Source organism: Aeromonas sp. 11P, from assembly GCF_051920165.1.
Taxonomy (GTDB): Bacteria; Pseudomonadota; Gammaproteobacteria; order Enterobacterales; family Aeromonadaceae; genus Aeromonas; species Aeromonas veronii.
Window position 1 is genome coordinate 304,062 of sequence record NZ_JBQBDJ010000004.1, and the last position, 24,120, is coordinate 328,181.

General features: G+C 62.0%; 22 protein-coding genes, 1 tRNA gene and 2 pseudogenes. 12 read left to right on the top strand and 13 right to left on the bottom strand.

What is annotated here, in order from left to right; translation table 11 throughout:
- Window positions 1-106 precede the first annotated feature (106 nt).
- From hybO to ACTG1P_RS01695, 11 genes and pseudogenes are all read left to right on the top strand, one after another.
- Window positions 107-1,240: a hydrogenase 2 small subunit gene (hybO, locus tag ACTG1P_RS01645; protein WP_005345182.1), complete on the top strand. Its 1,134-nt coding sequence runs from the start codon at window positions 107-109 to the stop codon at window positions 1,238-1,240.
- Between the two features lie 2 nt (window positions 1,241-1,242).
- Complete coding sequence (gene hybA / locus ACTG1P_RS01650) at window positions 1,243-2,289, top strand: hydrogenase 2 operon protein HybA (RefSeq protein WP_440000299.1); 1,047 nt, start codon at window positions 1,243-1,245, stop codon at window positions 2,287-2,289.
- A complete protein-coding gene (hybB, locus tag ACTG1P_RS01655; RefSeq protein WP_021230238.1) occupies window positions 2,282-3,469 on the top strand; it encodes a Ni/Fe-hydrogenase cytochrome b subunit in 1,188 nt (395 codons plus the stop codon). The genes hybA and hybB overlap by 8 nt, the downstream gene beginning before the upstream one ends.
- Window positions 3,466-5,169, top strand: coding sequence for a hydrogenase 2 large subunit (gene hybC, locus ACTG1P_RS01660; protein WP_440000300.1), 1,704 nt, complete (start codon window positions 3,466-3,468; stop codon window positions 5,167-5,169). The genes hybB and hybC overlap by 4 nt, the downstream gene beginning before the upstream one ends.
- Window positions 5,169-5,699 (top strand): HyaD/HybD family hydrogenase maturation endopeptidase, encoded by a 531-nt coding sequence (locus ACTG1P_RS01665; protein ID WP_434471309.1) that lies wholly within the window; start codon window positions 5,169-5,171, stop codon window positions 5,697-5,699. The genes hybC and ACTG1P_RS01665 overlap by 1 nt, the downstream gene beginning before the upstream one ends.
- Complete coding sequence (hybE, locus tag ACTG1P_RS01670; RefSeq protein ID WP_440000301.1) at window positions 5,681-6,220, top strand: hydrogenase-2 assembly chaperone; 540 nt, start codon at window positions 5,681-5,683, stop codon at window positions 6,218-6,220. The genes ACTG1P_RS01665 and hybE overlap by 19 nt, the downstream gene beginning before the upstream one ends.
- A gap of 131 nt (window positions 6,221-6,351) precedes the next feature.
- Complete coding sequence (locus ACTG1P_RS01675) at window positions 6,352-7,962, top strand: ABC transporter substrate-binding protein (protein ID WP_440000302.1); 1,611 nt, start codon at window positions 6,352-6,354, stop codon at window positions 7,960-7,962.
- Window positions 7,947-8,957 (top strand): ABC transporter permease, encoded by a 1,011-nt coding sequence (locus ACTG1P_RS01680; protein WP_440000303.1) that lies wholly within the window; start codon window positions 7,947-7,949, stop codon window positions 8,955-8,957. Before ACTG1P_RS01675 ends, ACTG1P_RS01680 begins: the two co-directional genes overlap by 16 nt.
- Window positions 8,947-9,762, top strand: a complete 816-nt coding sequence (locus tag ACTG1P_RS01685) for an ABC transporter permease (protein ID WP_440000304.1) — start codon at window positions 8,947-8,949, stop codon at window positions 9,760-9,762. Before ACTG1P_RS01680 ends, ACTG1P_RS01685 begins: the two co-directional genes overlap by 11 nt.
- Window positions 9,756-10,543, top strand: a pseudogene (locus ACTG1P_RS01690) (ATP-binding cassette domain-containing protein). Before ACTG1P_RS01685 ends, ACTG1P_RS01690 begins: the two are co-directional and overlap by 7 nt.
- A complete protein-coding gene (locus tag ACTG1P_RS01695; protein ID WP_440000305.1) occupies window positions 10,543-11,184 on the top strand; it encodes an ATP-binding cassette domain-containing protein in 642 nt (213 codons plus the stop codon). The pseudogene ACTG1P_RS01690 and the gene ACTG1P_RS01695 overlap by 1 nt, the downstream one beginning before the upstream one ends.
- A 313-nt stretch (window positions 11,185-11,497) precedes the next feature.
- On the opposite strand, the pseudogene hypB reads toward ACTG1P_RS01695, so the two are convergent.
- Window positions 11,498-12,256: pseudogene (gene hypB, locus ACTG1P_RS01700) on the bottom strand (hydrogenase nickel incorporation protein HypB); the annotation flags it as partial.
- On the opposite strand from hypB, the gene ACTG1P_RS01705 reads away from it, so the two are divergent.
- Window positions 12,209-12,673: a hypothetical protein gene (locus tag ACTG1P_RS01705; protein ID WP_440000306.1), complete on the top strand. Its 465-nt coding sequence runs from the start codon at window positions 12,209-12,211 to the stop codon at window positions 12,671-12,673. The pseudogene hypB and the gene ACTG1P_RS01705 overlap by 48 nt on opposite strands.
- On the opposite strand, the gene hypA is transcribed toward ACTG1P_RS01705, so the two are convergent.
- From hypA to ACTG1P_RS01765, 12 genes are all read right to left on the bottom strand, one after another.
- Window positions 12,651-12,992: a hydrogenase maturation nickel metallochaperone HypA gene (hypA, locus tag ACTG1P_RS01710; protein WP_045526958.1), complete on the bottom strand. Its 342-nt coding sequence runs from the start codon at window positions 12,990-12,992 to the stop codon at window positions 12,651-12,653. The genes ACTG1P_RS01705 and hypA overlap by 23 nt on opposite strands.
- An 81-nt stretch (window positions 12,993-13,073) precedes the next feature.
- Window positions 13,074-14,078, bottom strand: a complete 1,005-nt coding sequence (gene hypE, locus ACTG1P_RS01715; protein WP_362799870.1) for a hydrogenase expression/formation protein HypE — start codon at window positions 14,076-14,078, stop codon at window positions 13,074-13,076.
- Window positions 14,075-15,187, bottom strand: a complete 1,113-nt coding sequence (hypD, locus tag ACTG1P_RS01720; protein WP_440000307.1) for a hydrogenase formation protein HypD — start codon at window positions 15,185-15,187, stop codon at window positions 14,075-14,077. The genes hypE and hypD overlap by 4 nt, the downstream gene beginning before the upstream one ends.
- Window positions 15,181-15,432, bottom strand: coding sequence for a HypC/HybG/HupF family hydrogenase formation chaperone (locus ACTG1P_RS01725; protein ID WP_021230224.1), 252 nt, complete (start codon window positions 15,430-15,432; stop codon window positions 15,181-15,183). The genes hypD and ACTG1P_RS01725 overlap by 7 nt, the downstream gene beginning before the upstream one ends.
- A 5-nt stretch (window positions 15,433-15,437) precedes the next feature.
- Window positions 15,438-17,876 (bottom strand): carbamoyltransferase HypF, encoded by a 2,439-nt coding sequence (gene hypF, locus ACTG1P_RS01730; protein ID WP_440000308.1) that lies wholly within the window; start codon window positions 17,874-17,876, stop codon window positions 15,438-15,440.
- Window positions 17,873-19,756, bottom strand: coding sequence for a selenocysteine-specific translation elongation factor (gene selB, locus ACTG1P_RS01735; protein WP_440000309.1), 1,884 nt, complete (start codon window positions 19,754-19,756; stop codon window positions 17,873-17,875). The genes hypF and selB overlap by 4 nt, the downstream gene beginning before the upstream one ends.
- Before the next feature lie 4 nt (window positions 19,757-19,760).
- Window positions 19,761-21,224 (bottom strand): L-seryl-tRNA(Sec) selenium transferase, encoded by a 1,464-nt coding sequence (selA, locus tag ACTG1P_RS01740; RefSeq protein ID WP_440000310.1) that lies wholly within the window; start codon window positions 21,222-21,224, stop codon window positions 19,761-19,763.
- Between the two features lie 314 nt (window positions 21,225-21,538).
- Window positions 21,539-21,630: transfer RNA gene (locus ACTG1P_RS01745), tRNA-Sec, on the bottom strand.
- A 213-nt stretch (window positions 21,631-21,843) separates the two neighbouring features.
- Window positions 21,844-22,335, bottom strand: a complete 492-nt coding sequence (gene hycI, locus ACTG1P_RS01750; RefSeq protein ID WP_440000311.1) for a hydrogenase maturation peptidase HycI — start codon at window positions 22,333-22,335, stop codon at window positions 21,844-21,846.
- Window positions 22,335-22,748 (bottom strand): formate hydrogenlyase maturation HycH family protein, encoded by a 414-nt coding sequence (locus ACTG1P_RS01755; RefSeq protein WP_270905735.1) that lies wholly within the window; start codon window positions 22,746-22,748, stop codon window positions 22,335-22,337. Before ACTG1P_RS01755 ends, hycI begins: the two co-directional genes overlap by 1 nt.
- Window positions 22,741-23,556, bottom strand: coding sequence for an NADH-quinone oxidoreductase subunit B family protein (locus ACTG1P_RS01760; RefSeq protein WP_005333324.1), 816 nt, complete (start codon window positions 23,554-23,556; stop codon window positions 22,741-22,743). Before ACTG1P_RS01760 ends, ACTG1P_RS01755 begins: the two co-directional genes overlap by 8 nt.
- Complete coding sequence (locus ACTG1P_RS01765) at window positions 23,556-24,113, bottom strand: formate hydrogenlyase complex iron-sulfur subunit (protein WP_124929559.1); 558 nt, start codon at window positions 24,111-24,113, stop codon at window positions 23,556-23,558. Before ACTG1P_RS01765 ends, ACTG1P_RS01760 begins: the two co-directional genes overlap by 1 nt.
- Between the last annotated feature and the right edge of the window lie 7 nt (window positions 24,114-24,120).

The window sequence follows — 24,120 nt, forward strand, 5'->3', positions numbered from 1 at the left end:
AAGCCGGTCGAAATTGATAGAGATCAATACTGCAGGGTGGGTGAGTCCTTAGCATTTCCGCTATTAAGCATTTATCAAACAAGTGCTCACTACGGGAATAAGTAGAATGGTCGAGGATAATTTTTTATCGGCTCATGGGATTAATCGCCGTGATTTTATGAAATTGTGTGCCGGGATGGCCGCAACCCTGGGATTAAGTCAGCATGCCGTGGCCAAGATGGCCACTGCGCTCACCAGCCCCGAACGGCCGCCGGTGATCTGGATTGGGGCGCAGGAGTGTACCGGTTGTACCGAATCGCTGCTGCGCGCCACTCACCCCACCATCGAGAACCTGATCCTCAATACCATTTCGCTGGAGTACCACGAGGTACTCTCGGCGGCCTTTGGTCATCAGGCGGAAGAGAACAAGCACAACGCCATCAAGCGCTATAAAGGCAAGTATGTGCTGGTGGTGGATGGCTCCATTCCGCTCAAAGATGGTGGCGTCTACTGCATGGTGGCCGGTGAGCCCATCGTCGACCATATTCGCCGTGCTGCCGCCGATGCGGCTGCGGTGATCGCCATCGGCTCCTGTGCTGCCTGGGGCGGTGTGCCTGCCAGCGGCGGCAACCCGACCGGCGCCGTCAGCCTTGAAGAAGCGCTCGGCAATATCGGCACCCCGATCATCAATATCCCGGGTTGCCCGCCCAATCCCCACAACTTCCTCACCACGGTTGCCTACTACATCACCTACGGCAAGCTGCCGGCGCTGGATAGCAAGAAGCGTCCGCTGTTTGCCTATGAGCGCCTGATCCACGAGAACTGCGAGCGCCGTCCGCACTTTGACGCAGGGCGTTTTGCCAAGGAGTTTGGTGATGAGGGCCACCGTCAAGGCTGGTGTCTCTACCATCTGGGCTGTAAAGGACCGGAGACCTACGGCAACTGCTCGACTCTGGAGTTCTGCGATGTGGGCGGCGGCATCTGGCCGGTTGGCATCGGTCACCCTTGTTATGGCTGCAACGAGCAGGGGGTGGGTTTCAGCAAGGGGATCTTCCAGCTCGCCAAGGTCGAGAACCCGACCCCGCGAGTGGATAAACCCGATGTGAAAATTCAGGAGGGGGGCTATACCTCGCCCACCGCGACCGGCCTTATCGGTGGCGCCCTCGGGGTGCTGGTGGGGGTGAGTCTGATGACGGTGCGTGAACTCGGTCGCCAGCAGAAGCGCCACGAAGCTGGGCAGCACCCATCACGGGAGGAGTAACCGTGAACAGACGCAACTTCCTCAAATTTGCCTCTGCCAGTGCACTGGCGGCGGGCACAGCCGTACCCGGCAGCGCACTGGCAGCGGCCAAGAACAAGCCGCCCATTCCCGGGGCGCTCGGCATGCTCTACGACTCCACCCTCTGCGTCGGCTGTCAGGCCTGTGTGGCGGAGTGTCAGCGCCTCAACGGCAATCCGGCCAATCCAGCCGGGGCGCAAACCTGGTCCAACAACGACAAGCTGACCCCCTACACCAACAACATCATTCAGGTGTGGAAGAGCGGCACTGGCGAGCACAAGGATCAGCTGGTGGATGGCTATGCCTACATCAAGAAGCAGTGCATGCACTGCGTCGATCCCAACTGCGTCTCGGTCTGCCCGGTGCAGGCTCTTAAAAAAGATCCCAAGACCGGCATCGTTCACTACGACCCGAGCGTCTGCACCGGCTGTCGCTACTGCATGGTGGGCTGCCCGTTCGATGTGCCCAAATATGACTATGACAACCCGCTGGGGGCGATCCACAAGTGCGAGCTCTGCAACCAGCAGGGGCTTGAGCGGATCGATCAGGGCAAGTTGCCTGGGTGTGTCGAGGTGTGCCCCACCGGCGCCGTGATCTTCGGCACCCGCGAGGAGCTGATGGCCGAGGCCAAGCGTCGTCTGCTGGCGACTCCGGGCAGCGAATATGCCTATCCGCGCCAGACCCTCTCTGCCAACGACCCTTACCTGCACGAAGTGCCCAACTACCAGCCTTACGTCTATGGCGAGAAGGAGGGGGGCGGCACCCAGGTGCTGGTGCTGGCCGGGGTGCCCTATACCAAGCTCGACATGCCCGATCTGCCGGAGCTCTCCTCCGGTGCCCGCTCCGAGCATATCCAGCACACCCTCTACAAGGGGATGGTGCTGCCCATGGTGGTGCTGACTGGTCTCTCGGTGCTCATTCGCCGCAACACCAAGAATGGTCACGATCACCATCATGACGATGGTCATGATCAGGGGAGTGCGCAGATCAAGGATCAGGGCACCACAAAGGGAGGCAAGGATCATGAGTAATCACAAGGCGTATCCGCTCGGCGGCAAGCTGGTCAGCTGGCCTGTGCTGGTGCTGGCCCCCTTTGCCGTGCTGTGCGGCATGTTGATCTTGAAACGCCTCGTCTTCGGGCTGGGCTCGGTCACCGATCTGAATGGCGGTTATCCCTGGGGACTCTGGATCTCGTTCGATCTCTTGATTGGTACCGGTTTCGCCTGTGGTGGCTGGGCGCTGGCCTGGGCTGTCTATGTGTTCAACCGGGGCGAGTATCACCCGCTGGTGCGACCGGCCCTGTTGGCGAGCCTGTTTGGCTACTCGCTCGGTGGCCTCTCCATTACCATCGACGTGGGGCGTTACTGGAACCTGCCGTACTTCTACCTGCCCGGTCACTTCAACACCTCCTCGGTGCTGTTCGAGACGGCGGTCTGCATGACCATCTATATCGGGGTGATGGCGCTGGAGTTCGCGCCCGTGCTGCTGGAGAAGTTCGGCTGGAAGGCGTCACTCATTCGCCTCAACAAGATCATGTTCTTCGTGCTGGCGCTGGGGGCTCTGCTGCCTACCATGCACCAATCCTCCATGGGCTCGTTGATGATAGTGGCGGGGGAGAAGATCCATCCGCTCTGGCAAAGCTACGAGCTGCTGCCGGTCTTTTCGCTGCTGACCGCTTTCATCATGGGTTTTTCCATCGTGGTATTTGAGGGCTCTTTGGTGCAGGCCGGATTGGCGGGACGTGGCCCCAACGAGAAGTCGCTCTTCTACAAGCTGACCCAGGTGATCGATATCTTCCTGATCCTGTTTGTGGCGCTGCGCTTTGCCGAGATCGTCATCCACGACAAGTCGGAGTATCTCTCCGAGTTCAATCGCTTCTCCATCATGTTCTGGAGCGAGATTGCGCTGATGATCTTCCCGCTGCTGGTGTTCCACTGGGACAAGAGCCGCCGGGATTCGCGCATGTTGTTCCTGGGGGCCCTCAGCATGCTGCTGGGCGCAGCCCTCTGGCGGCTGGATTACTCCTTGCTCGCCTTCAACCCCGGCAATGGCTACCACTACTTCCCCTCCGCGGAGGAGGTGCTGATCTCCCTGGGCTTTGTTGCCATCGAGGTGTGTGCCTATTTGCTGTTGATCCGGCTGCTGCCGGTACTGCCATCACTTGAACGTGTTCACCAAGATTATCAGGCCCGAGGGAAAGCCAACGTATGAGCCAACGTATCACCATAGACCCCATCACCCGCATTGAGGGGCACCTGCGTATCGACTGCGAAATCGAAGGCGGAAAAGTGACCAAAGCCTGGTCGTCCGGCACCATGTGGCGCGGGATGGAGGAGATCGTCAAGGGCAACGACCCGCGCGATGCCTGGATGATAGTGCAGCGCATCTGCGGGGTATGTACATCCATTCACGCCATCGCCTCGGTGCGGGCGGTGGAGAACGCCATCGGCGCCAAGGTGCCGGTCAACGCCCAGTTTATCCGCAACCTCATCATCGCGGCCCACAACATCCACGATCACATCGTCCACTTCTATCAGCTCTCCGCGCTGGACTGGGTGGACATCACCGCGGCCCTTGAGGCCAATCCGCAAAAAGCGGCGGACATGCTCAGGGGGGTCTCTACCTGGTCCCTCAACAGCGCCGACGAGTTGACCAAGGTGCAGGACAAGATCCGCGCCCTGGTGGCGAGCGGCCAGCTCGGCATCTTTGCCAACGGTTACTGGGGTCACAAGGAGATGAAGCTGAGCCCGGAGGTAAACCTCATCGCCGTGGCCCACTACCTGCAGGCACTGGAGTGCCAGCGCGATGCCAACCGCATTGTCGCCATCCTCGGTGGCAAGAGCCCGCACATCCAGAATCTGGCGGTGGGCGGCGTGGCCAACCCCATCAATCTGGATGCGCCTAGCGTGCTCAACCTGGAGCGGCTGCTCTATGTGAAGAGCTTTATCGACCGGCTCGGCGAGTTTATCGAGCAGGTCTACAAGGTGGATGCCGCCATCATCGCCGCACACTACCCCGAGTGGCTGAACCTGGGGCAGGGTGCCAAGCACTACCTGAGCGTGCCGGAGCTCCCCACCGACGCCAACGGTGGCAGCTTCCTGATGCCGGGCGGCTATATCGAGAATGGCAATCTGGCGGGTTATCGCCCCATCGAGAGCCATCAGGATGGCTGGCTGATGGACGGTATTGCGGAGAGCAACAAGCACGCCTGGTACAAGGATGACGAGCCGCTCAAGCCGTGGGAGGGCAAAACCGAGCCTAACTACACCGGCTGGCAGGATGATGGCAAATACTCCTGGGTCAAATCCCCCACCTTCTACGGCAAGGTGGTGGAGGTGGGGCCGCTCGCAGACTTGCTGGTGAAGCTGGCCGCCAAACATCCGGAGACGGTAGCGCATTTCGATCAGTTGAACGGCATCTACAAGGCGCTCACCGGCTCGGCCATCAAGACTGAACAGCTGCACTCCACCATGGGTCGCATCATCGGTCGCGCGGTGCGCTGCTGTGTGCTCAAAGATACCCTGGCGCACCAGTGGAAGGCGCTGGTGGACAACATCGGCAAGGGGGATACCACCGCCTATATCAAGGCCGAGATCCCGGCGGACAAGGAGTTTCGCGGGGTGGGCTTTGAAGAGGCGCCGCGCGGCATGCTTTCCCACTGGATCGTCATCAAGGGTGGCAAGATCGAGAACTATCAGGCGGTGGTGCCGTCGACCTGGAACTCGGGCCCGCGCAACTTCAATGATGAGCCCGGCCCCTACGAGCAATCTCTGGTGGGCACCCCGGTGGCGGACCCCGCCAAACCGCTGGAGGTGGTGCGCACCATCCACTCGTTCGACCCCTGCATGTCCTGCGCGGTGCACGTGGTGGATACCCAAAATGGCGAAACGACTCAGGTGAAGGTGTTGTGATGAACATCCTGATCCTGGGCGTCGGCAACCTGCTCTTGAGCGATGAGGCGGTGGGGGTTCGCATCGTCGAGGCGCTGGGGCGCAACTACCGTTTCGCCCCCGGCATCGAGCTGCTCGATGGCGGTACCGCCGGCATGGAATTGCTCGAAGCGATGGCCAGTCGCGACCACATCATTCTGGTGGATGCGGTGCGCAGCGGTAATCCGCCGGGCACCGTAGTGACTCTGAAAGATGAGGAGATCCCGACCCTGTTTGGCCGCAAGATCTCCCCGCACCAGCTGGGACTGGCGGATGTGCTCTCGGCACTGCACATGACGGGGGAGTCGCCCAAGCGGCTCACCCTGATCGGGGTCGAGCCCGAATCCCTCGAGCCCCGCATCGGCCTCACCCCCGTGGTGGCTGCTGCCATGGGGGAGGCGACGGATCGGATTTTGACCCTGCTGGCAGCCGTTGGTGCGCCCGCGATTGCGCTCTCTGAGCAGGAGAAAGCTGAACAAGCACGGGAGGGCCTATGGCGCAGTCCCATTTAAGCGAGGTTGAGAGAGTGCTGGAGAGAGTACCGGAGACGGCGCAGGAATTTGCCGGTTTTGCAAGCGATCCTGCACCTCTGATGGTAGCCCAGTACGAGCGGATCGCTCGCGAAGAGATGCAGGCGCTGCCCTTCTATCACGCCACCATGCCCATTGTGGCCGAGTGCACGTTGTTTGAAGGTCAGTGGCTCGGCTGTGTGCTCACCCCCTGGATGTTGAGCGTGGTGGTGCTGCCGGGGCCGGATCAGCTTTGGCCGGTTCGCAGCAGCAGTGAGCGAATCGCTCTGCAGCTCCCCTGCGGCAACATGACCTTTATGGTGGGTGAATTGCCCGAAAGTGGTCAGTTGCTGGCCTGCTCCCTGATGTCGCCGCTCGATCCCCATCTCGGGGCCGGGGCGGGGCGGGCGCTGGTGAGCAGCACCCTCAAGATGCTGCTCTCCTTGCCGGTGCAGCAAGGGGCTGGCGGTGTGGACCTGGGCCGCAGACGGCTATTCGGTGCCCGGCGCGGTCAACCGGCATAGTCGCTAGGTTTCACGCGAAATCAAGTTTAGAATAGGGGGCCATTTTGGCCCCTCACTCCCATGTTAAATCACGCATTCCACCTCTTTTTTGAGTGATGATCCGTGAGTGGTACAAAACAAGAAGGATCCCCATGACTGTTCCACGCAATTACCTTCGCCATTACGCTAGATCCAGCGCTACCGCCCTGTTGACTCTGCTGCTGGGCACTGCCTCCCACGCGGCGCTGGCCGCTGCCCAACCTGTGCCTGCCGAGCTCAAGCTCGCCATCGGAGCCGAACCCACCGAAGGCTTTGACCCTCTGCTTGGCTGGAGCCACGGCAGCTACCTGCTGCTGCATAGCCCGCTGCTCAAACAGAATGCCGATCTCAGCTGGCAGAATGTGCTCACCCAGTCGGTGACCCCGAGCAAGGATGGCAAGGGATGGCTCATTACCCTCAAACCTGACCTGAAATTCTCCAATGGCGCGCCGCTCACCGCCGAGGATGTGGCCTTTACCTACAACAGCGCAGCCAAGGGCGGCGGCAAGATCGACATGGGCAACTTTGTCTCGGCCAAGGTGCTTTCGCCCACCGAGGTGGCCATCACCCTGAGTGCCCCCCAGAGCACCTTCGTCAACGTGCTGGGATCCTTGGGGATAGTGTCGAAGCAGGATTACGACGCAAAAGCGTATGCCCAAAAGCCGGTCGGTGCCGGCCCTTACCGGTTGGTGAGCTTCCTGCCCGGTCAACAGCTGGTGGTAGAGGCGAACCCCTATTACGCCGGTGGCAACAATGACTTCAAGCGGCTGGTGTTTGTCTTTATCGATGAAGAGAGCGCCTACGCCGCGGCCCAGAGCAGCCAGCTCGATGTGGTGCGCATTGCCCCGTCACTGGCGCCCACCGTGCCTGCCTCCCTCAAGCTGTGGGTGCGGTCGAGCGTGGAGAACCGTGGCATCGTCTTCCCTATTCCGCCTGCGGGTGGCAAGGATGCCAAGGGTTATCCCATCGGCAACAACGTGACCTCGGATGTGGCGGTGCGCCGCGCCATCAACTACGCCATCGACCGCAAGCTGCTGGCCGACCAGCTGCTGGAAGGACACGCCATCCCCGCTTACAGCGCGGTGGAAGGGCTGCCATGGCTAAACAAAGCCACCGCCTTCAAGGATGGGGATGTGGCCCACGCCAACGCCCTGCTCGACGAGGCGGGTTGGAAGATGGGCAGTGACGGCATTCGCCGCAAGGGCGACCTGCGCGCCGCCTTTACCCTCTGGTACACCAGCGGTGACAGCACCCGCCGGGATCTGGCGGAAGCGGTGCGCGCCATGCTCAAACCCATCGGCCTTGAGGTGAGCCTCAAGTCCGGCAGCTGGGAGCAGGTGGAGCGGGAGATGCACGCCAATCCGGTGCTGATGGGGTGGGGAAGTCTGGATCCCATGGAGCTCTATCACCACTACCAGAGCGGCTCCGGTGGCGTGGAGTTCTACAATCCGGGCTACTACAGCAACCCTGTGGTGGATGGCCACCTCAAGCAGGCGCTGGATGCCCCCAACTGGCAGGCGGCCGTGCCGTTCTGGCAGCAGGTGGAGTGGGATGGCAAAACCGGCGCCGGGGTACAGGGGGATGCCGCCTGGGCCTGGCTGCTCAACGTGCAGCACACCTATCTCGCCAACCGTTGCATCGATCTTGGCAAGGGGGCGCCGGAAATCCACGGTAGCTGGTCCCTGCTCAACAACCTGCAGGATTGGCGGTGGACGTGCCGTTAAGTTCGCCCTTGAGTCATTCAGGTTATCTGTTGCTAAAAGCCCTGCTGCGTCTGGCAGGGCTGTTATGTCTGGTCTCTGTCGCCACCTTTGTGCTGCTGAGTTACTCCCCCATCGACCCCATCAAGGCCTATATCGGCAACGACCTGCTCCATGTGCCGCCGGAGCAGTACGCCCGCATAGCTGCCCGCTGGGGGCTGGATCAGCCGCTTTGGCTGCGCTACTGGCACTGGTTTACCCAGGTGCTGCGGGGGGATCTCGGTTACTCCATGCTCTACAACGCACCGGTGGGTGAAGTCATAGGCCAGCGCTTTGCCGCCTCCTTCCTGCTGCTGGCGGGCGCATGGCTGCTATCCGGTTTTTTCGGGATTTTGCTGGGCCTCTGCGCCGGTCGCTATCTCAATCGCTGGCCCGATCGCCTGATTTGCCGTTTTGCCTACCTGCTCGCCTCCCTGCCCACCTTCTGGGTCGGCCTCTTGCTGCTGGCGCTGTTTGCGGTGCACTGGCCGTTGCTCCCTGTCTGCTGTGCCTGGACGCCGGGCCTCTCTGCCGATGAGGCTGACTGGGCATTGCGATTGCGTCATCTGCTGCTGCCGGTGACCACCCTGGCGCTGCTCGGGGTGGGCAACATTGCCCTGCATACCCGGGGGCGGGTGGCCGAGGTGCTGGAGAGCGACTTTATCCGTTACGCCCGCGCCCAGGGGGATGGCGGCTGGCCCATGCTGCGTTTTCATGTGCTGCGCCACGCCCTGACCCCGGCGCTTTGCCTGCAGTTTGCCTCCCTCGGTGAGCTGATTGGCGGATCGCTGCTGGCAGAGAAAGTCTTCTCCTATCCGGGGCTCGGCCAGGCCACCGTGGATGCGGGGCTCAGGGGCGATATCCCCCTGCTGATGGGAATCGTGCTCTTCTGCACCCTGCTGGTCTTTATTGGCAATACGGTGGCCAGTTTGCTGCTGGCCCGCATCAATCGGGGCTGGGAGGGCGAGCATGCTGTTTAACCCGCTTCCCTCCATACTGCGGTTGGTTTTTGCCCTGCTCGGATTGGCGCTGCTGGCCGCCTATGGCTGGAGCCTCTCTCATCAGGATGTGCCGATGGATCTGCTGGCGCGCCAGCAAGCCCCCTCGCTGACCCACTGGTTCGGCACCGATCAGATGGGGCGGGATCTCTGGTTGCGCGCCTTTCAGGGTACCCTCACCAGTCTGGAGCTCGGCATCAGCACGGCGCTCTGCAGTGGCCTGCTGGCCATGGTGGCGGCAAGCGTGTCGCTCATTCACCCCAGATGTGATGCGGCGGTACGAATGGTGATCGACGCCATGCTGGCGCTGCCCCATATGCTGCTGTTGATCCTTATCTGCTTTACCGTGGGGGGCGGCATGCGCGGGGTGATCCTGGCGGTGGCGCTCACCCACTGGCCCAAGCTGGCGCTCATTCTCTGCGCAGAAGCGCGGCGGATCGCCTGCAGCGACTATGTGGTGCTGGCCCGCTGTCAGGGGATGGGGGCGCTGCGTCGCTGGCGCACCCACCTGCTACCGGGGCTGTTGCCCCAGTGGTTTATCGGCACCCTGCTGATGTTTCCCCATGCGGTACTGCACAGCGCGGCCTTGAGCTTTCTCGGCTTTGGTCTGGCGGCCCACGAGGCCTCGCTGGGTCTGCTGCTGGCCGATGCCCTGCGTTATCTGGCCGGTGGCGGTTGGTGGCTGGCCCTCTTCCCGGGGCTGATGTTGCTGCTGCTGGTTCTGCTGTTTGATCAGGCTACCCGCGCCTTGCAACAGCTGTTGTGGCACAGGAGTGAACCATGCTGAGTTTTGACCATGTGACCATAGAGGCAGCCCACTACTCCTGGCTGGGGCGGCGCAGCTGGCAGCCTTTGCTGACCGATATCAGCCTGCAACTGGCGCCGGGGGAAATCGTGGCGCTGGTGGGGGGAGCGGCGAGGGCAAGAGCCTGCTGCTGCAAAGCGCCCTGACCCTGCTGCCGGACAACCTGAGGATGCGCGGCACCATCTCCCTCGATGGCACACCTCTGTGCGATGCCAGCCGGGCCAGCCTGCGCGGCCACACCCTCTGCTATGTGCCGCAGGGGGTAAGCGCCCTCAATCCGCTGCTGACGGTGGAGCGCCAGCTGGGGCGTGCGGCACGTCTCTGCGGCCAGAGCGGTTCTCGCGAGCGGCTCGGCGAGCAACTGCTGCGCTACCAGTTGCCTGCTGCCACCCTGGATCGCTATCCGCGCCAGCTCTCCGGCGGCATGGCCAAGCGTATTCTGGCCTGCACCGCGGCGCTCGGCTGTGCCCGCTACATTCTGGCAGACGAGATCACCGCCTGGCTCGACGAGGAGCTGGCCTGTCTGCTGCTCGGCCAGTTGCGTGAATTGGCCAATCAGGGTAGCGGCATCCTCTGGGTGACCCACGATCTGGCGCTGGCGGCCCGTTTTGCCGATCGTATCGTGGCGCTGCATCAGGGACAGGTGAGCGATACCTTGAGCTGCCACCATCTGCGCCAGGGGCAGGGGAGCGAGATGCTCCGTGCCCACTGGCAGGCGCTGCCGGAATTCAACGCGCTCTTCTCTGTGCCGGAGGTTTCCTGATGTTGGAAGTACGAGATCTCACCATCGCCCAGGGGGAGCGCCCCCTCTGGCAGGGACTATCGCTGACGGTGAAAGCGGGGGAGCGGCTCGGCATCTCCGCCCCGAGCGGTTATGGCAAGACCACGCTGGGGCGGGTATTGGCGAGTTGGCAACCGGTTGGGGTCGGCGGGCAGATCCTGCTGGATGGGCAGCCGGTGGCCGAACAGGTGAAGGGTTATAACCCCATCCAGCTGGTGCCCCAGCACCCGGAGCTCACCTTCAATCCCTATCGCACCACAGGGCAGGCGCTCTGGGATGTATGGCGCCCCGATGACGCCATGCTGGCCCGCTTTATGGTCAAGCCTGAGTGGCTCGGTCGTAAACCCGGTCAGCTATCCGGTGGCGAGCTGGCCCGCATCGCGTTGCTGCGCGCCCTCGATCCCCGCACCCGGTTGCTGATTGCCGACGAGGTGACCGCCCAGCTGGATCCGCAAATTCAGTGCCAACTCTGGCGGGAGTTGATGGTTGAATGCGAGCTGCGCGGGCTTGGCATGGTGATATTCAGTCACCAGCAGGCGCTGCTGAGCCAGATCTGCCATCGGGTGCTGCGTTTTGGTGAGGCGCCTACTGAGCAGGGGACGATGGCCCGCAGCGTGGCCTGAAGATTGGCTTCCCCCTCATCCCCAGCCCTTCTCCCGCAAGGGGAGAAGGGAGCAGACGGTGACTCTCCCCAAGCTTGGGGGCACAAGCTGGTTGTTATGCTCGCAGTGCGCGTACTTCGAACTTATTGCCAGCATCCACAAACCGGTTCCCTCTCCCTGGGGAGAGGGTCAGGGTGAGGGGACGTGAGTATGAGGTGCGGGCCATTCGGTATAGAAAGAGAACGCCTGATAAGGTTTGTAGATAAAGAGAGGGAGGAATTAGCCTCCCTCTCTTGTTATCCACCGTTAGCAACGGCGTTTAATCGGTTCAGGTTCAGGCCGTGGCCAGCCAGTTAAGCCATGCATCCATCCCTTCGCCAGTGGTGGCGCTGACCTGGATCACCTGAATATAGGGGTTGACCCGTTTGGCGTTCTCGATGCAGCGTGCCACGTCAAAGCTGACGTAGGGCAGCAGATCAATCTTGTTGATCACCATCAGCTGGGCGGCGGCAAACATGTCCGGGTATTTCAGCGGCTTCTCTTCCCCCTCGGTGACGGAGAGGATCGCTACCTTGTACTTCTCGCCGAGATCGAAGCTGGCGGGGCAGACCAGATTGCCCACGTTCTCGATAAAGAGAATGCCCCCTTGATTGGCGGGCAGCTGGTGGCATGCATCGTGAACCATTTTGGCGTCCAGATGGCAGCCCTTGCCGGTGTTGATCTGCACGGCAGGCACGCCGGTGGCACGGATGCGATCCGCATCGGCGCTGGTCTGCTGATCCCCTTCGATCACGGCGCAGGGGCGTTTTTCGGCCAGCAGGCGCAGGGTTTCGCACAGCAAAGTGGTTTTGCCTGAACCCGGGCTAGAGACCAGGTTAAGCACCAGCTGGTCTGCGGCAGTGAAGTGTTCGCGGTTGTGGGCCGCCAGCGCGTTGTTCTTGGCCAGCACATCCATCTCGATGGCGATCAGCTGGCGCTGCCCCATACCGGGCACCGACAACCCCGCTTCCCCTTTGCCATAGTGCAGATCACCCTGCTGATGGTCATGGTCATGGTCATGGTCATGGTCATGGTCATGGTCATGGTCATGGCAGTGATCATGGGGGTGCGTGTGGGAATGGCCGTGCTCATGAGAGTGGGCATGATCATGATGATGGTCGTGGGGGTGATCATGGTGGTGCTCATGGGGGTGATCATGGTGGTGCTCATGGGGGTGATCATGACCCTCGTGGCTTATGGGAGCTCGCACCCCGTGGTAGTGGTGATGGACATCCCCCTGATGGTGATAGTGGTGGTGAATGATCAGGGTGCACGGCGCACTCTGCTCGTGATCATGATGGTGATGGGCGTCATGACCATGATGGTGGTCGTGCTTATGGCCATGTTCATGGTGGTGCTCGTGAGTGTGTTCATGGTCGTGGGAGTGGTCGTGATCATCTTTATGGCCGGCGATCCGCGCCTGGCCGCATCCGCATACGCTACACATATCAACTTACCTCGATGTCGGTGATGCGCAGGCTATCGCCCTGCGCGACTCGTAATTTGTATCCGCCACACTCGGGACAGGCCTGCCCGCGCTCGGTGAGGGTGACCGTCTGGTTGCAGTCGTAACACCAGGCCTCTGCCGCCTGGTGCTGAAAGTGCAACTGGGCCCCTTCGACGGCGGTGCCCTTGGCGGCAGCCTCAAAACAGAAGGCAATGGTGTCCGGGTCGACACAGGAGAAGCTGCCGACCTCGAGCCAGAGGGCGGTCACCCTGGTAAACCCCCGCTGGGTGGCCTGCTCGGCCGCCAGATCGATGGCGGCCATGGCCAGAGACATTTCGTGCATGGTGGCTCCTTAACCGATATGGGGAGGTGTGACTCCTCCCCCTTATTGGGAAAACGGCATATGGGTGAGCGGCATGGCTGCTCAACAGATCCGCGGCAGCAGCTCCCCTTGTGGCAGCTCCAGATAACGGCGGCTGCCCCAGGGGTTATTGAGGATCACCTTGTGGCGATCGCTCGCCTGCACCACGCCGATCTGGCTGGCTGCTGGGTTGAACTGCCGCAAGATGCCCAGTGCGTCCTGCGCCTGTTCGGCAGGCAGGGCCAGCACCATGGTTCCCTCATTGGCGAGATCATGGGGCTCGAAACCGTAGAGCTCGCAGAGGCCGCGCACCGGATCGCACACCGGAATGGCAGACTCCTCCAGCTCGATGGCAACGCCGGAGGCGCTGCTCCATTCGTTGAGCACGGCGGCAAGGCCACCGCGGGTGGCATCGCGCAGGGCGTGAGGGGTAATACCAGCTTTTAGCAGCGCTTCGACCAGCGGCCAGAGGGTGGTGCAGTCGCTCTTGAGATCGGAGCCCAGTTGCAGGGCGTCGCGGGCCATAAGGATGCAGGCGCCGTGGCTGCCGATATCCCGCGACACCAGAATGGCGTCACCGGCTTTGAGGTTGCGTACCGAGATGCCCCGGCTCTGCTCAGGCAGCGGGAAGGTGCCGACCCCGCTGGTGTTGATAAAGATCTTGTCGGCTGCTCCCTTGGGCACCACCTTGGTGTCGCCGCAGACAATGCGGGCACCGCTCTTGGCAAGCTCGGCCGCCATCGACTCGACGATGCGGGCAAGATCGGCGTAGGGGAAGCCCTCCTCGATGATAAAGCTGCAGCTCAGATACTCGGGCTTGGCCCCCATCATGGCGAGATCATTGACCGTGCCGGCGATGGCCAGCTTGCCGATATCCCCCCCCTCGAAGAAGAGCGGCGAGACGGTAAAGCTGTCGGTGGTGAAGGCAACGGGGCCGTTTACCGGCAGCAGGGCGGCATCTTCACCGCGCAGCAGGATCTCGTTGCCAAAGTGGCGAAAGAAGAGCTGGTTGATCAGCTGATTCATCTCGACGCCGCCGCCGCCGTGGCTTAACTGAATTTCTCTCATTGGATCCCCATATATCGGTAGTAGGCATTGCAGGCCCCTTCGGAGCTGACCATGCAGCTGCCCATGGGCTGGGTCGGGGTGCAGCCCCGGCCAAAGACTTTGCACTGGTTGGGCTTGGCCAGGCCGCGCAGGATATCGGCGCACTGGCACGCCTTGTGGTCATCGATGGGGGTCTGATCAAGCGCAAAGTGGCGCTCCGCATCGCGCTTGGCAAAGGCATCCCGCAGGCGCAGGGCGGAGGCGTTGATATCCCCCAGACCTCGCCAGCGAAAGTGCTCGCGGGTCTCGAAAAAGCGCTCGACCAGCCGCTGGGCGGCTTTATTGCCGCTGGCAGTCACGGCGCGGCTGTACTGCACCTCCAGCGCGTAGCGACCCTCCACCTTCTGGCGCACCATCATCAAGAGCGCCTCCATCACATCCACCGGTTCGAAGCCGCTCACCACCACCGGCACCTGATAGCGATCGACGATGGGCAGGTAGATATCGGCGCCGGTGATGACGCTGACGTGGGAGGGGCCGATAAAGGCGTTCACCTTGGCCACCCCATCGGCCATCACCGCATGAATGGCGGGGGGCACCAGCACATGGTTGATATGAAACAAGAGGTTCTCAATCCCCTCAGCTTCAGCCGCAGCCAGCAAGGCGGCGGTCATCGGGGTAGAGGTCTCGAAACCGATGGCGAAGAAGACCACGGTTTTTTCCGGGTTCTCTTTGGCGATACGCAGGGCATCGAGGGGGTCATAGACCGGACGGATATCGCTCCCCTTGGCCCGCTGCTGGGCCAACGTGCCTTTGGAGCCCGGCACCCGGATCATGTCCCCCAGGGTGACCAGAATGACGTTGGGCTGGCGGGCCAGCTCGATGGCCTGATCGATGCGCTCTTTGGGCATGATGCAGACCGGGCAGCCGGGACCGTGGACAAACTCGATGCTGGCTGGCAGCAGCTGGTGCAGGCCGTACTTCATGATGGTGTGGGTATGGCCGCCGCACACCTCCATCACCCGCAGCGGCTCGGGCAGATCTTTGGCCAGTTCATTGATTTGGGCGGCGAGGGCGCGGATGACGTCGGGCTGGCGAAAGCCCTGAAACAGGTCATTCAAGGTCAGCATGGCAAGATATCCTGCTCTGGCATCAGGGCCACCATCTGGCGGAAGCTCTCGAGGCTGGCCTGCGCCTCCTCTTCGTCAATCTTGCTCATCACAAAGCCGATATGGAGCAGCACATAGTCGCCAATGTTGAGAGGCTCTTCGAGCAGCATGCAGCTGACGCGCCGCTGCACCCCCAGGGTGTCGACGGTGACGCAGTTATCTTCGGGGTGCAGCTGCACCACCTGAGAGGGGATGGATAGACACATGGATTTCAGGACTCCGACAAGGTGGCACTGCCGGCTGTGGTTGGGCGGTGCGTGACAAGATGGTGGATGGCAAACCAGAGCTGACCGGCGGCGATGCCACCGTCATTTAGCGGCAGGGTTTCGCTGGTCAATACCTGCCGGTCGGTTGCTTCGAGAGCGGGCACCAGCTGGTCCATCAGCACCCGGTTTTGAAAGACGCCGCCCCCGAGCGCCACCGGATAGCCGGGGAAGCGCTCGGCCAGAGCGATGACCAGAGCGCTGATGGAGCGGATAAAACCGGCGGCCAGGCTGGCGGTGGCGGTGCCTTTGCGCCGCTCGCTGACAAGGGTATTGATGAGCTCTGCCCACTCGATCTGCAGTGGCCCCTCTGTTGATTGGCTGAGATCAAAGGCGAGGGGGAAGGGCTGCTCATCGGGGGCCAGCTGCAAGGCTGCCGCCTCCAGCAGGAGCCCGGCTTCGCCCTCGTAATCGGGGGTGTCGATCACTCCCAAGAGCGCCGCCACCGCATCGAACAGCCGACCGATGGAGCTGGTGTAGGGGGCGTTGCGACCAAGATGCCAGAGCTGGTGCAGGTTGCTGATCCGCTTAAGGGGTAGTTGCTTGATCAACGGAATATCGAGGGCGCTGATCTCCTCAGGAGTGTGCGATTCAAACAGCAGCCCCAGCAGTTGGCGCACCGGCTCGCGGATGGCCGCCTCGCCGCCAATAAGCTTGAAGGGTTTGAGGTGGGCAACCCGCTCAAATCCCTGAACGTCTGCGATCAGCAGCTCGCCGCCCCAGAGGGTGCCGTCATCGCCAAGGCCGGTGCCATCGAAGGCAACACCCAGTACCGGGCCCGTGATGTTGTGCTCGGCCATCACCCCCAGCAGGTGGGCGTGATGGTGCTGCACCTCGAGGTGGGTTGCATTGTAATCGCGGCAATAGCCCTTGGCCCACTGGTGGCTGAGGTAGCCGGGGTGGCGATCCAACACCAGCAATTCGGGGTTGAGATCGTAGAGATCGCGAAAGGTCGCCAGGGTCTGCTCGAAGTGCTCCTGCATCGGCAGGCTGTGCAGATCGCCGATATAGGGGCTGTAGATGCGCTGGCGGCCGAAGGCGAGCGCCAGCTGGTTCTTCTGTTGCGCCCCGACAGCCAAGAGCGGCGCTTTGACCGCCTCTTGCAGGCTGGGAGTGCAGGGGGCATAGCCCCGGGCCAGCCGCAAAGTCTGGCGTCGCCCACCGGCCCACTGCACCAGACTGTCGTCGCACGGGTGCAGGATGGGGCGGTTGTGATCCAGGATGCCGTCAATCTCGCCCCCGAGTTCCCTGACCACCGCCTCGCACTCGATATGGATCGGGCTGCCGCGACCATTGGCGCTGGTGGCCACCAGCGGCATGGCGCAGGCGTCCAGCAGCAGCTGATGAAGCGGGGTATAGGGGAGCACGACCCCAAGGTAGGGGATGCCGGGGGCGATCCCCTCGGCCAGCGGCGCAGTTGTCAGTCGGGATTCTGACGGCCGATCATCGTTTTTGCGCTTGCGCAGCAAGGTGATGGGTCTGGCCTGAGAGGCGAGCAGTTGCCACTCGTCTTCGCTGCCGGTGACATGCAATTTGGCCTCGGCAAGGGAGCCTATCATCACCGCCAGCGGCTTGCGCGCGCGCCGCTTGAGCGTTCGCAATCTGGCAACACTCTGTTCATTGCGGGCATCACACATCAGGTGATACCCCCCCATCCCCTTGACCGCGATAAGCTTGCCTGCTTGCAGGGCGCGGGCAGCTGCTTGCAGGGCATCCTCGCGCTCGGCCAGCGCATCGCCGCGGCCGGAGCGCCAGCTGAGGTGGGGCCCGCACTCGGGGCAGCTCACCGGCTGGGCGTGGTAGCGTCTATCCAGCGGGTTTTCATAGGCCGCCGCACAGCGCGGGCACATGGCAAAGCCCGCCATGGCGGTATGGGGTCTGTCGTAGGGGAGGCGGCGGATAATGGTGTAGCGCGGGCCGCAGTGGGTGCAGTTGGTAAAGGGGTAGTGGTGGTGGCGATCGTTGGGATTGGCCACGTCCCGGGCGCACGCCTCGCACATTCCCTGATCCGGCGAGATGGCGACCGTGGCGGCGCTCTGCTGCTGGCTGGCTTTAATTCGAAACTGGCCATGAAATTGGCCATCGAAGTCGGGATCATGAGCAAGGGGCAGTTCCCGCTCGCTGAAGTGATCGATGCGGCTAAGCGGCGGCGCCAGTTCCCGCAGCTTGCGGGCAAAGCTGGCGAGCTGCTCAGGCGATCCTTCGGCGCCGATAGTGACGCCGTTGGCATCGTTCAACACATAGCCGGCAAGGCCGTGGCGCAGCGCCAGCCCATAGACGAAGGGGCGAAAGCCGACCCCCTGCACGATACCGTCGATATGAAATTCGCGGCGCAGCCGGTTGGCCACCGGATTGGAAGAGCCAGAGGAGGCGATGGTGGCGCTCATGCCGGCTCCATCTCATCTTGAGCCTGCGGCAAACGCAGCACCCGGCGCTCGTTCTCCTCGCGCCGCACCCAGCCATCCATCTCCATGCGCAGGCTGAACGGAATGGCGTATTTGCGCGACAAGCCGGTGATCTCCTTGAGGGATGCCATGTCGATCAGATCTCCCACCTGCTGGCCCGCCAGCACTTCGGCGACCATCTGGTTGTAAAGGGCGGCGTCGTAGTAGATGGGGCCATCGAGCTGCACCAGATACTTGAGTCGTGCCAGATTGCGCAGCTGCTTTTGCAACGCGCCTTTTTGCAGCAAGCCCTGCTGCAGGGCGGCGGGCAGCTTGCGGGTGATAAAGGGATCCAGCTCCACGCCGCCGGGGCCAAGTTTACCGGGCTCGTAGCCCTCCTTGCCTTGATCTCGCACCACTTTGAGCACCAGCTGCGCCTCTTCCCCCAGATCATCTTCCGACTCGCCGCTGCCCGGTTGCCACTTGTCATGGTGCAGGCGGATCAGCTGCTCGCTTTTGAGCTGCTGGAGCAGGGCCTGAATGACCGGCAGGGCGATGCCAAAGCGGGTTGCCAGCTCGGCGGCGCTAAGCGGTTCGCTGGCCAGGGTAGCGAGCAGTTGATCGCGGCTTTGGGCCAGCCAGCAGTTATCCAGCAGCCACTCACCGAGGGGGGTGATCTGCTCTGGCTGCTGGTCAAAGCGGCTGGCCAGCACATAGCCATTGAGCCCCAGTTGCAGTGTGGCCGGGTTGTAGTGCTCCAAGTCATCCGGCAGCTCGCCCAGCAGGGTGTGCAGCGCCTTGCGTCTGGCGGGATGGATGTCGCCGCACCAGACGATGCGGGCGCCGTGCAGCAGTTCGCTGCTGCCGTGGCGAATGATGGCGAGCGGCTGGCCAAAGAAGCAGGGGATGGGGCTGGTAAAGATCAGCCGTACCAGCCGGGAGTCCTTGATCGGTACAAAACGGGCTCGGCCATGCCAGCTGCCAAGGGCCACTTCGACCTCGCGGTTGCGCTGTTCCCGAATGCTGCCGCCGACCTCGCAGAGCCGCACGATAAGGTGAGTCGCTGCCTCGCACTGGCCGGCAGTGCTGGTAAGGCAGTGGCCGCGGGCCACCTCCTTGTGGGGCACCTTTTTCAGGCCCACCGCCACCCGACAGACGGCGCCAATCTCTAGGGCGCTCTGGTGATAGGCCTGCAGGGTGCGCACCTGCACCTCCCGATCGGCGGGGTAGAGGCGCAGCTTGTCCCCCACCTTGAGGCTGCCCTGCTGCAGGGTGCCGGTGAGCACGGTGCCGGTGCCGTTGGCGGTAAAGACTCTGTCCACATACAGTCGCGGAGCGGCCTGCTCGCGGGGGACATGATGCTCGGCCATATCCCCCAACTGGCGCACGATGGCGGCGTGAAGGGCAGCCATATTCTCGCCGGTTTTGGCGCTGACGCAGACGATATCGGGCACCATGCCGCTCTCGTCCATCACCCGCTCCAGCAGGCTCTCTTCCAACAGCAAAAGCTCGTCGGAGCTGACCAGATCGCACTTGTTGATGCAGACCAAGAGGCGCGGCACCCCCATCGCCTTGAGCAGGCGCAGGTGATCGCCGGTCATCGGCATCCACCCCTCATCGGCGGCAATCACCAGCAGCACCAGATCCAGACTCCAGAGCCCCGCCACCATGTTGCGAATATAGCGCTCGTGGCCGGGCACGTCGATGACGCCTATGGTGTTGCCCTGACCGTCGTCGAAGTGGGCAAAGCCGAGATCCTGGGTCATGCCGATGGCCTGCTCGTGGGCGCGGGCGGTGGTGATGCCGGTGAGGGTCTTGATCAGCAGGGTCTTTCCGTGATCCACGTGGCCGGCAAGACCGATAACGGCGCGATAGGGGGTCATGGGATCAGGGCTCCTCGGTCGCATTTGTTGCATTGAACGGGGCGGGGAGCAGCAACTCCTTGAGTTGGGCGATCAGCAGCTCCATCTCGGTCGGCAGCAGGGTCGCCATATTGAGCAGCACCTTCTGCTGGCGCACGGTGGCGATGACAGGGACGGGGAGTTCGCGCAGAGCATCGAGCAGCTGCTGGGCCGGACGCGGGTCGGTGCACTCGAGCGCGGGCGCCGGATAGAACTCGTCCGGTAATGTGCCACCGCCCACCACCAGCTGGGCGGGGACCGGCACAAAACAGCCGGGCAGGGCTTCCATCAGCCGGGAGGCTCTCGCCTCCATGGCGGCCGGGTTGCTCAAGGTGCGCTGGGCAATACCCTCACCGATGGGGGATTTGTTGAGCTTGTGGACGAGCAGGCGTTCGAGCAGGGAGTAGACGATGCGGCTCGGGCGGAAGGTGCGCATCATGGGGTGTTTTTCCAGCCGCTTGATAAGATCGCTGCGGCCGCTGATGATGCCCGATTGCGGGCCCCCCAAGAGCTTGTCACCTGAGTAGCAGACCAGATCCGCCCCCGCCTTGATGTACTGACGCACCGAGGTTTCATCCGGCGCAAACTCTTCGGTGGTCAAGCCCGACCCCTGATCCACCGCCAGCACCACGTGCTCGGGCAGGGCGCGGGCCACCTCGCCGATATCGGGGGATTCGGTAAAGCCGCGAATGGCGAAATTGGATCTGTGCACCATCAGTACCAGCGCGGTCTGATCGGTGATGGCATCGAGGTAATCTTTGGCGGTAGTGATATTGGTGGTGCCCACCTCTACCAGTTTGGCGCCGGAGAGGGCCAGAATATCGGGGATGCGAAAGCCGCCGCCAATCTGGATCTGCTCGCCGCGCGAGACGATCACCTCGCGCCCCTTGGCCACCTCCTGCAGCAGCAAAAAGAGCGAGGCGGCGTTGTTGTTGACCACCAGCGAATCCTCGGCCTGGGTGAGGCAACGGAGCAGGGGGGCGATCAGCCCCTTGCGCCCGCCGCGCTTGCCGGTGGCAAGATCCAGCTCCAGATTGTTGTACCCGGTGTTGAGGTCACGCACCTCGTCCCACAGCTCGTGACTTAATGGCGAGCGCCCCAGATTGGTATGCACCAGGGTGCCGGTGGCGTTGATCACCCGGGTTTGACGCTGGCGCAACTGCTGTCGGCAGCGCTTGGCAATCAGCGCCTCGATCTGCTCGGGGGCAACGCCATGCTGGCGAAAATCTTCGCTCTGGCGCAGCTCGCTCAGGGTGTCGCGCACCGCCTGAGTCACCAGCGGGCGGCTCAGCGCTTCGATAAAACCGGTGAGAAAGGGTTGCTGCAGCAGCTGCTCCACTTGCGGCAAGCGGCGCGTTTGTTGCTGTGAATCTGGCAGTGAATCGTCGGCAGCCGTACCTGATGCGGGCTGGCGGTGGGGGATGGCTGGCGCGTGAGACGAGTTCGGCATGGGATTACCAGTGCAGTGCGTGGGTTCGGGATGCGCACCGGTTTGCCGATAGAGAGGCCGAGCTGACGGGTTATGGCACTGCTGGCGATTTGCGGATGAGTGCAAACTGGATGCATCAATGAGCGGGTATAAATTAATGCTGCATCGATGCTGATAAATTAATTTTTGGCCAGCGAGATAACCTGAGTTCGGATTATATTGGCAAGCGGCAAGCACCTTTTTTAAGGTATTACTTCAAACATATTGAACAAACAATGGAAATAACATCCAGGCCGAAAAAATCAGCGAGAGAGTATTTGTTCAATAGATGAATTTGGCGGAAGAGGCAGGAATCGAACCTGCCAAAGCCTTCTCGGCTCACATCGGTTTTGAAGACCGAGGAGGCCACCAGACCCCATCAACTTCCGCAACGGCCGCCATTTTGTGGCAAATTTCTGTGACTGGCAACGCTTTTTTTGTCATAAAAAAGCGAGGGTTAGCGATTCTTTGAAAAAATCAAAGAACCTTGTTTTATATCAAGTTCAGCACAATTAGCCCGATGTTTTTAATTTAACATCGGGCCTCGATCACATTGCCGGAACCGTTGGTCAATAACGGTCGTTAACAACTCGATAAATAATCACCGGTTGGCGTTGGAAATATTCCACTGATCCAGTTTATCTATTAACAGACTGGTGTCACTGGCGGCATCAAGATGCTGATAAAGATAATCCATCGCCTCGCTCACCATCTCGGTCATCGGGAAGGAGAACGCCACGATGGCCGGTTGTACCCCGACAAAGATCACCTCGGGGACAAAGGTCTTGAGCTCGTCGATCAGGAAATTGAGCGGCATATTGTGGGTCGAGAAGATAAACATCTCGGCGATGGTCTCGGGGGGGATCACCTGCAGGGTACCCGCCTTCTCGCCGATCTCGGCGGCATCCACCAGCACCACCCGCTCCGGTTGCAGCTCCCGCACCTTGTAGACCACATTTTCCGGCGCGATGCCGCCGTCGATATGGAGCCAGCCGGGCAGGGGGGCGGCTTGCAGTTTTTCCGCCAGATAGGGGCCGGCACCGTCGTCCCCCATCATGGCATTGCCCACGGTCAACACGAGATTGCAGCCCATCAGCGGCTCCTTACCATCAGGTACATATGGGGGTCGTTATAGAGGGCGGTGAGCTGATCCATAAAGGTATTGGTCCAGCCCAGCTCCTGCTCATCGAGTAGATTGTCGGCCTTGCGCAGCCGGTCGAAGGCGCAGGCCAGCATATGGCAGTGCTCGCGATAGATGGTGATCTCGCCAAAGGTGAGAAACCCCTCCATCTTGCGGCGCGCCTCACTCCCCTGTGGCAGCTTGGCTACCCAGTCGCGATAACCGGTCAGCGAGCAGACCAGGTCTGCTCGCAGGCAATCGACGATACCGAGGTGGTGGCCAATGGCGAGGCTGTAGTACATCACCTCTTTGGCCTCTTCCGGCACGTCGAACTGCTCGTCGACGAACTTGCGCGACAGGCGATAGAAGAAAACCTCGTCAGCCATGTACCGCCTCTCCCTTGCCGGCTGCCCGGTTAAGGCAGGCGTTTGCGAGGTTGTTGACGATCTCCGAGAGGCGCGGATCGTCGTGCTGATCGAGGTAGCTCTGGATGCGCAGATCCACATCCTGCTGGGTCGCCCCTTCGAGCAGGGCCATAAACTCGTCGGCGATGATCCGCCCCTGACGGTAACCGGCCATGCGGCGCGCTTCGCGCTCGATCATCACCCGAATTTCGTTGGGGATGCCGGTGTGGCGCAGTTCGACCCGCTCACCCGGTTGCACCTCGTGGCTGGTGGCTTTGAGTTTCTGTTCCAGCAGACCGAGCGCCACGGCAAAGCCGTAGATTGTAGCCGCCGGTGTCGGAGGGCAGCCGGGGATATAGACATCCACCGGCACGATCTTGTCGGTGCCGCCCCAGACGCAGTAGAGGTCGTGGAAGATGCCGCCGTCACAGCCGCAGGCGCCGTAGGCGATGCAGATCTTGGGATCGGGGGCTGCCTCGTAGGCGCGCAGGGCCGGTACCCGCATCGCCCGGGTCACCGCGCCGGTAAAGAGCAGAATGTCGGCGTGGCGGGGGGAGGCGACCACCTTGATGCCGAAACGCTCGGCATCGAACAGCGGGGTGATGGTGGCGAAGATCTCGATTTCGCAGGCGTTGCAGCCGCCGCAATCGACCCGGTAGACATAGGCCGAGCGGCGAATGTCCTTGAGCAGGGTCTTCTTGAGTTTGGTGATCTCGGGATCCTGTGCCAGCGGCACGGCGCGGGTATGGGCATGGCCGACAACCGGTTCTATGCCTTTGATCTTGCTCATCACATCCACTCCTTTTGTGCGGCCGTCGGTGTGGCTATCGGTGTGATCAGGGCCGAGTCAGGCTGGCTCAGCATGCTCTGTTTTCGTTTGCAGTCGGGGCAGTGATGCAGCCGCTCCGGGGTCGCCAGCGGTGTGCCCGCCTGCTTGAGGGTGTCCTCCACCAGCGCCACCAGCTTGCTCGGGGCAAAGTAGGTGCCGCACAGGGTGCAGGGGGCCAGCGCGAAGCGGGCCTCCTCATAGAGATCCGCCTTGTTGGTCACCGCCAGCTCGAACTCGGGTGAGAGGGCGATGGCGCGGGTCGGGCAGACTTCCTCGCAGCGGCCGCAGAAGATGCAGCGAGCCATGGAGATCTCCCAGCGTCGTTCGCCGGTCTCCATATCCACTTCCATCACCAGCGCGTTGGCCGGGCAGGCCTTGGTGCAGGCGGCGCAGGCGATGCACTGATCCGCCTGATATTTCGGTTTGCCGCGAAAATCCCGGTTCACCTCGTAAGGGGCGAAGGGGTACTTGGCGGTCGGGGTGCCAGCCTTGAGGATGGTCTTGAACAGCTTGATCATGATGACC

What these genes read in the sequence shown, in the direction of transcription:
- hybB (WP_021230238.1), top strand. Translation starts at nt 2,282, where the DNA reads ATGAGTAATCACAAGGCGTATCCGCTCGGCGGCAAGCTGGTCAGCTGG.
- ACTG1P_RS01685 (WP_440000304.1), top strand. Translation starts at nt 8,947, where the DNA reads ATGCTGTTTAACCCGCTTCCCTCCATACTGCGGTTGGTTTTTGCCCTG.
- hybC (WP_440000300.1), top strand. Translation starts at nt 3,466, where the DNA reads ATGAGCCAACGTATCACCATAGACCCCATCACCCGCATTGAGGGGCAC.
- hypF (WP_440000308.1), bottom strand. Translation starts at nt 17,876, where the DNA reads ATGAGCGCCACCATCGCCTCCTCTGGCTCTTCCAATCCGGTGGCCAAC.
- ACTG1P_RS01765 (WP_124929559.1), bottom strand. Translation starts at nt 24,113, where the DNA reads ATGATCAAGCTGTTCAAGACCATCCTCAAGGCTGGCACCCCGACCGCC.
- ACTG1P_RS01675 (WP_440000302.1), top strand. Translation starts at nt 6,352, where the DNA reads ATGACTGTTCCACGCAATTACCTTCGCCATTACGCTAGATCCAGCGCT.
- hybE (WP_440000301.1), top strand. Translation starts at nt 5,681, where the DNA reads ATGGCGCAGTCCCATTTAAGCGAGGTTGAGAGAGTGCTGGAGAGAGTA.
- hypA (WP_045526958.1), bottom strand. Translation starts at nt 12,992, where the DNA reads ATGCACGAAATGTCTCTGGCCATGGCCGCCATCGATCTGGCGGCCGAG.
- ACTG1P_RS01695 (WP_440000305.1), top strand. Translation starts at nt 10,543, where the DNA reads ATGTTGGAAGTACGAGATCTCACCATCGCCCAGGGGGAGCGCCCCCTC.
- ACTG1P_RS01760 (WP_005333324.1), bottom strand. Translation starts at nt 23,556, where the DNA reads ATGAGCAAGATCAAAGGCATAGAACCGGTTGTCGGCCATGCCCATACC.
- selB (WP_440000309.1), bottom strand. Translation starts at nt 19,756, where the DNA reads ATGACCCCCTATCGCGCCGTTATCGGTCTTGCCGGCCACGTGGATCAC.
- hycI (WP_440000311.1), bottom strand. Translation starts at nt 22,335, where the DNA reads ATGGGCTGCAATCTCGTGTTGACCGTGGGCAATGCCATGATGGGGGAC.
- ACTG1P_RS01665 (WP_434471309.1), top strand. Translation starts at nt 5,169, where the DNA reads ATGAACATCCTGATCCTGGGCGTCGGCAACCTGCTCTTGAGCGATGAG.
- hybO (WP_005345182.1), top strand. Translation starts at nt 107, where the DNA reads ATGGTCGAGGATAATTTTTTATCGGCTCATGGGATTAATCGCCGTGAT.
- ACTG1P_RS01725 (WP_021230224.1), bottom strand. Translation starts at nt 15,432, where the DNA reads ATGTGTCTATCCATCCCCTCTCAGGTGGTGCAGCTGCACCCCGAAGAT.
- hypD (WP_440000307.1), bottom strand. Translation starts at nt 15,187, where the DNA reads ATGCTGACCTTGAATGACCTGTTTCAGGGCTTTCGCCAGCCCGACGTC.
- hypE (WP_362799870.1), bottom strand. Translation starts at nt 14,078, where the DNA reads ATGAGAGAAATTCAGTTAAGCCACGGCGGCGGCGGCGTCGAGATGAAT.
- selA (WP_440000310.1), bottom strand. Translation starts at nt 21,224, where the DNA reads ATGCCGAACTCGTCTCACGCGCCAGCCATCCCCCACCGCCAGCCCGCA.
- ACTG1P_RS01705 (WP_440000306.1), top strand. Translation starts at nt 12,209, where the DNA reads ATGGTCATGGTCATGGTCATGGTCATGGTCATGGTCATGGTCATGGCA.
- ACTG1P_RS01755 (WP_270905735.1), bottom strand. Translation starts at nt 22,748, where the DNA reads ATGGCTGACGAGGTTTTCTTCTATCGCCTGTCGCGCAAGTTCGTCGAC.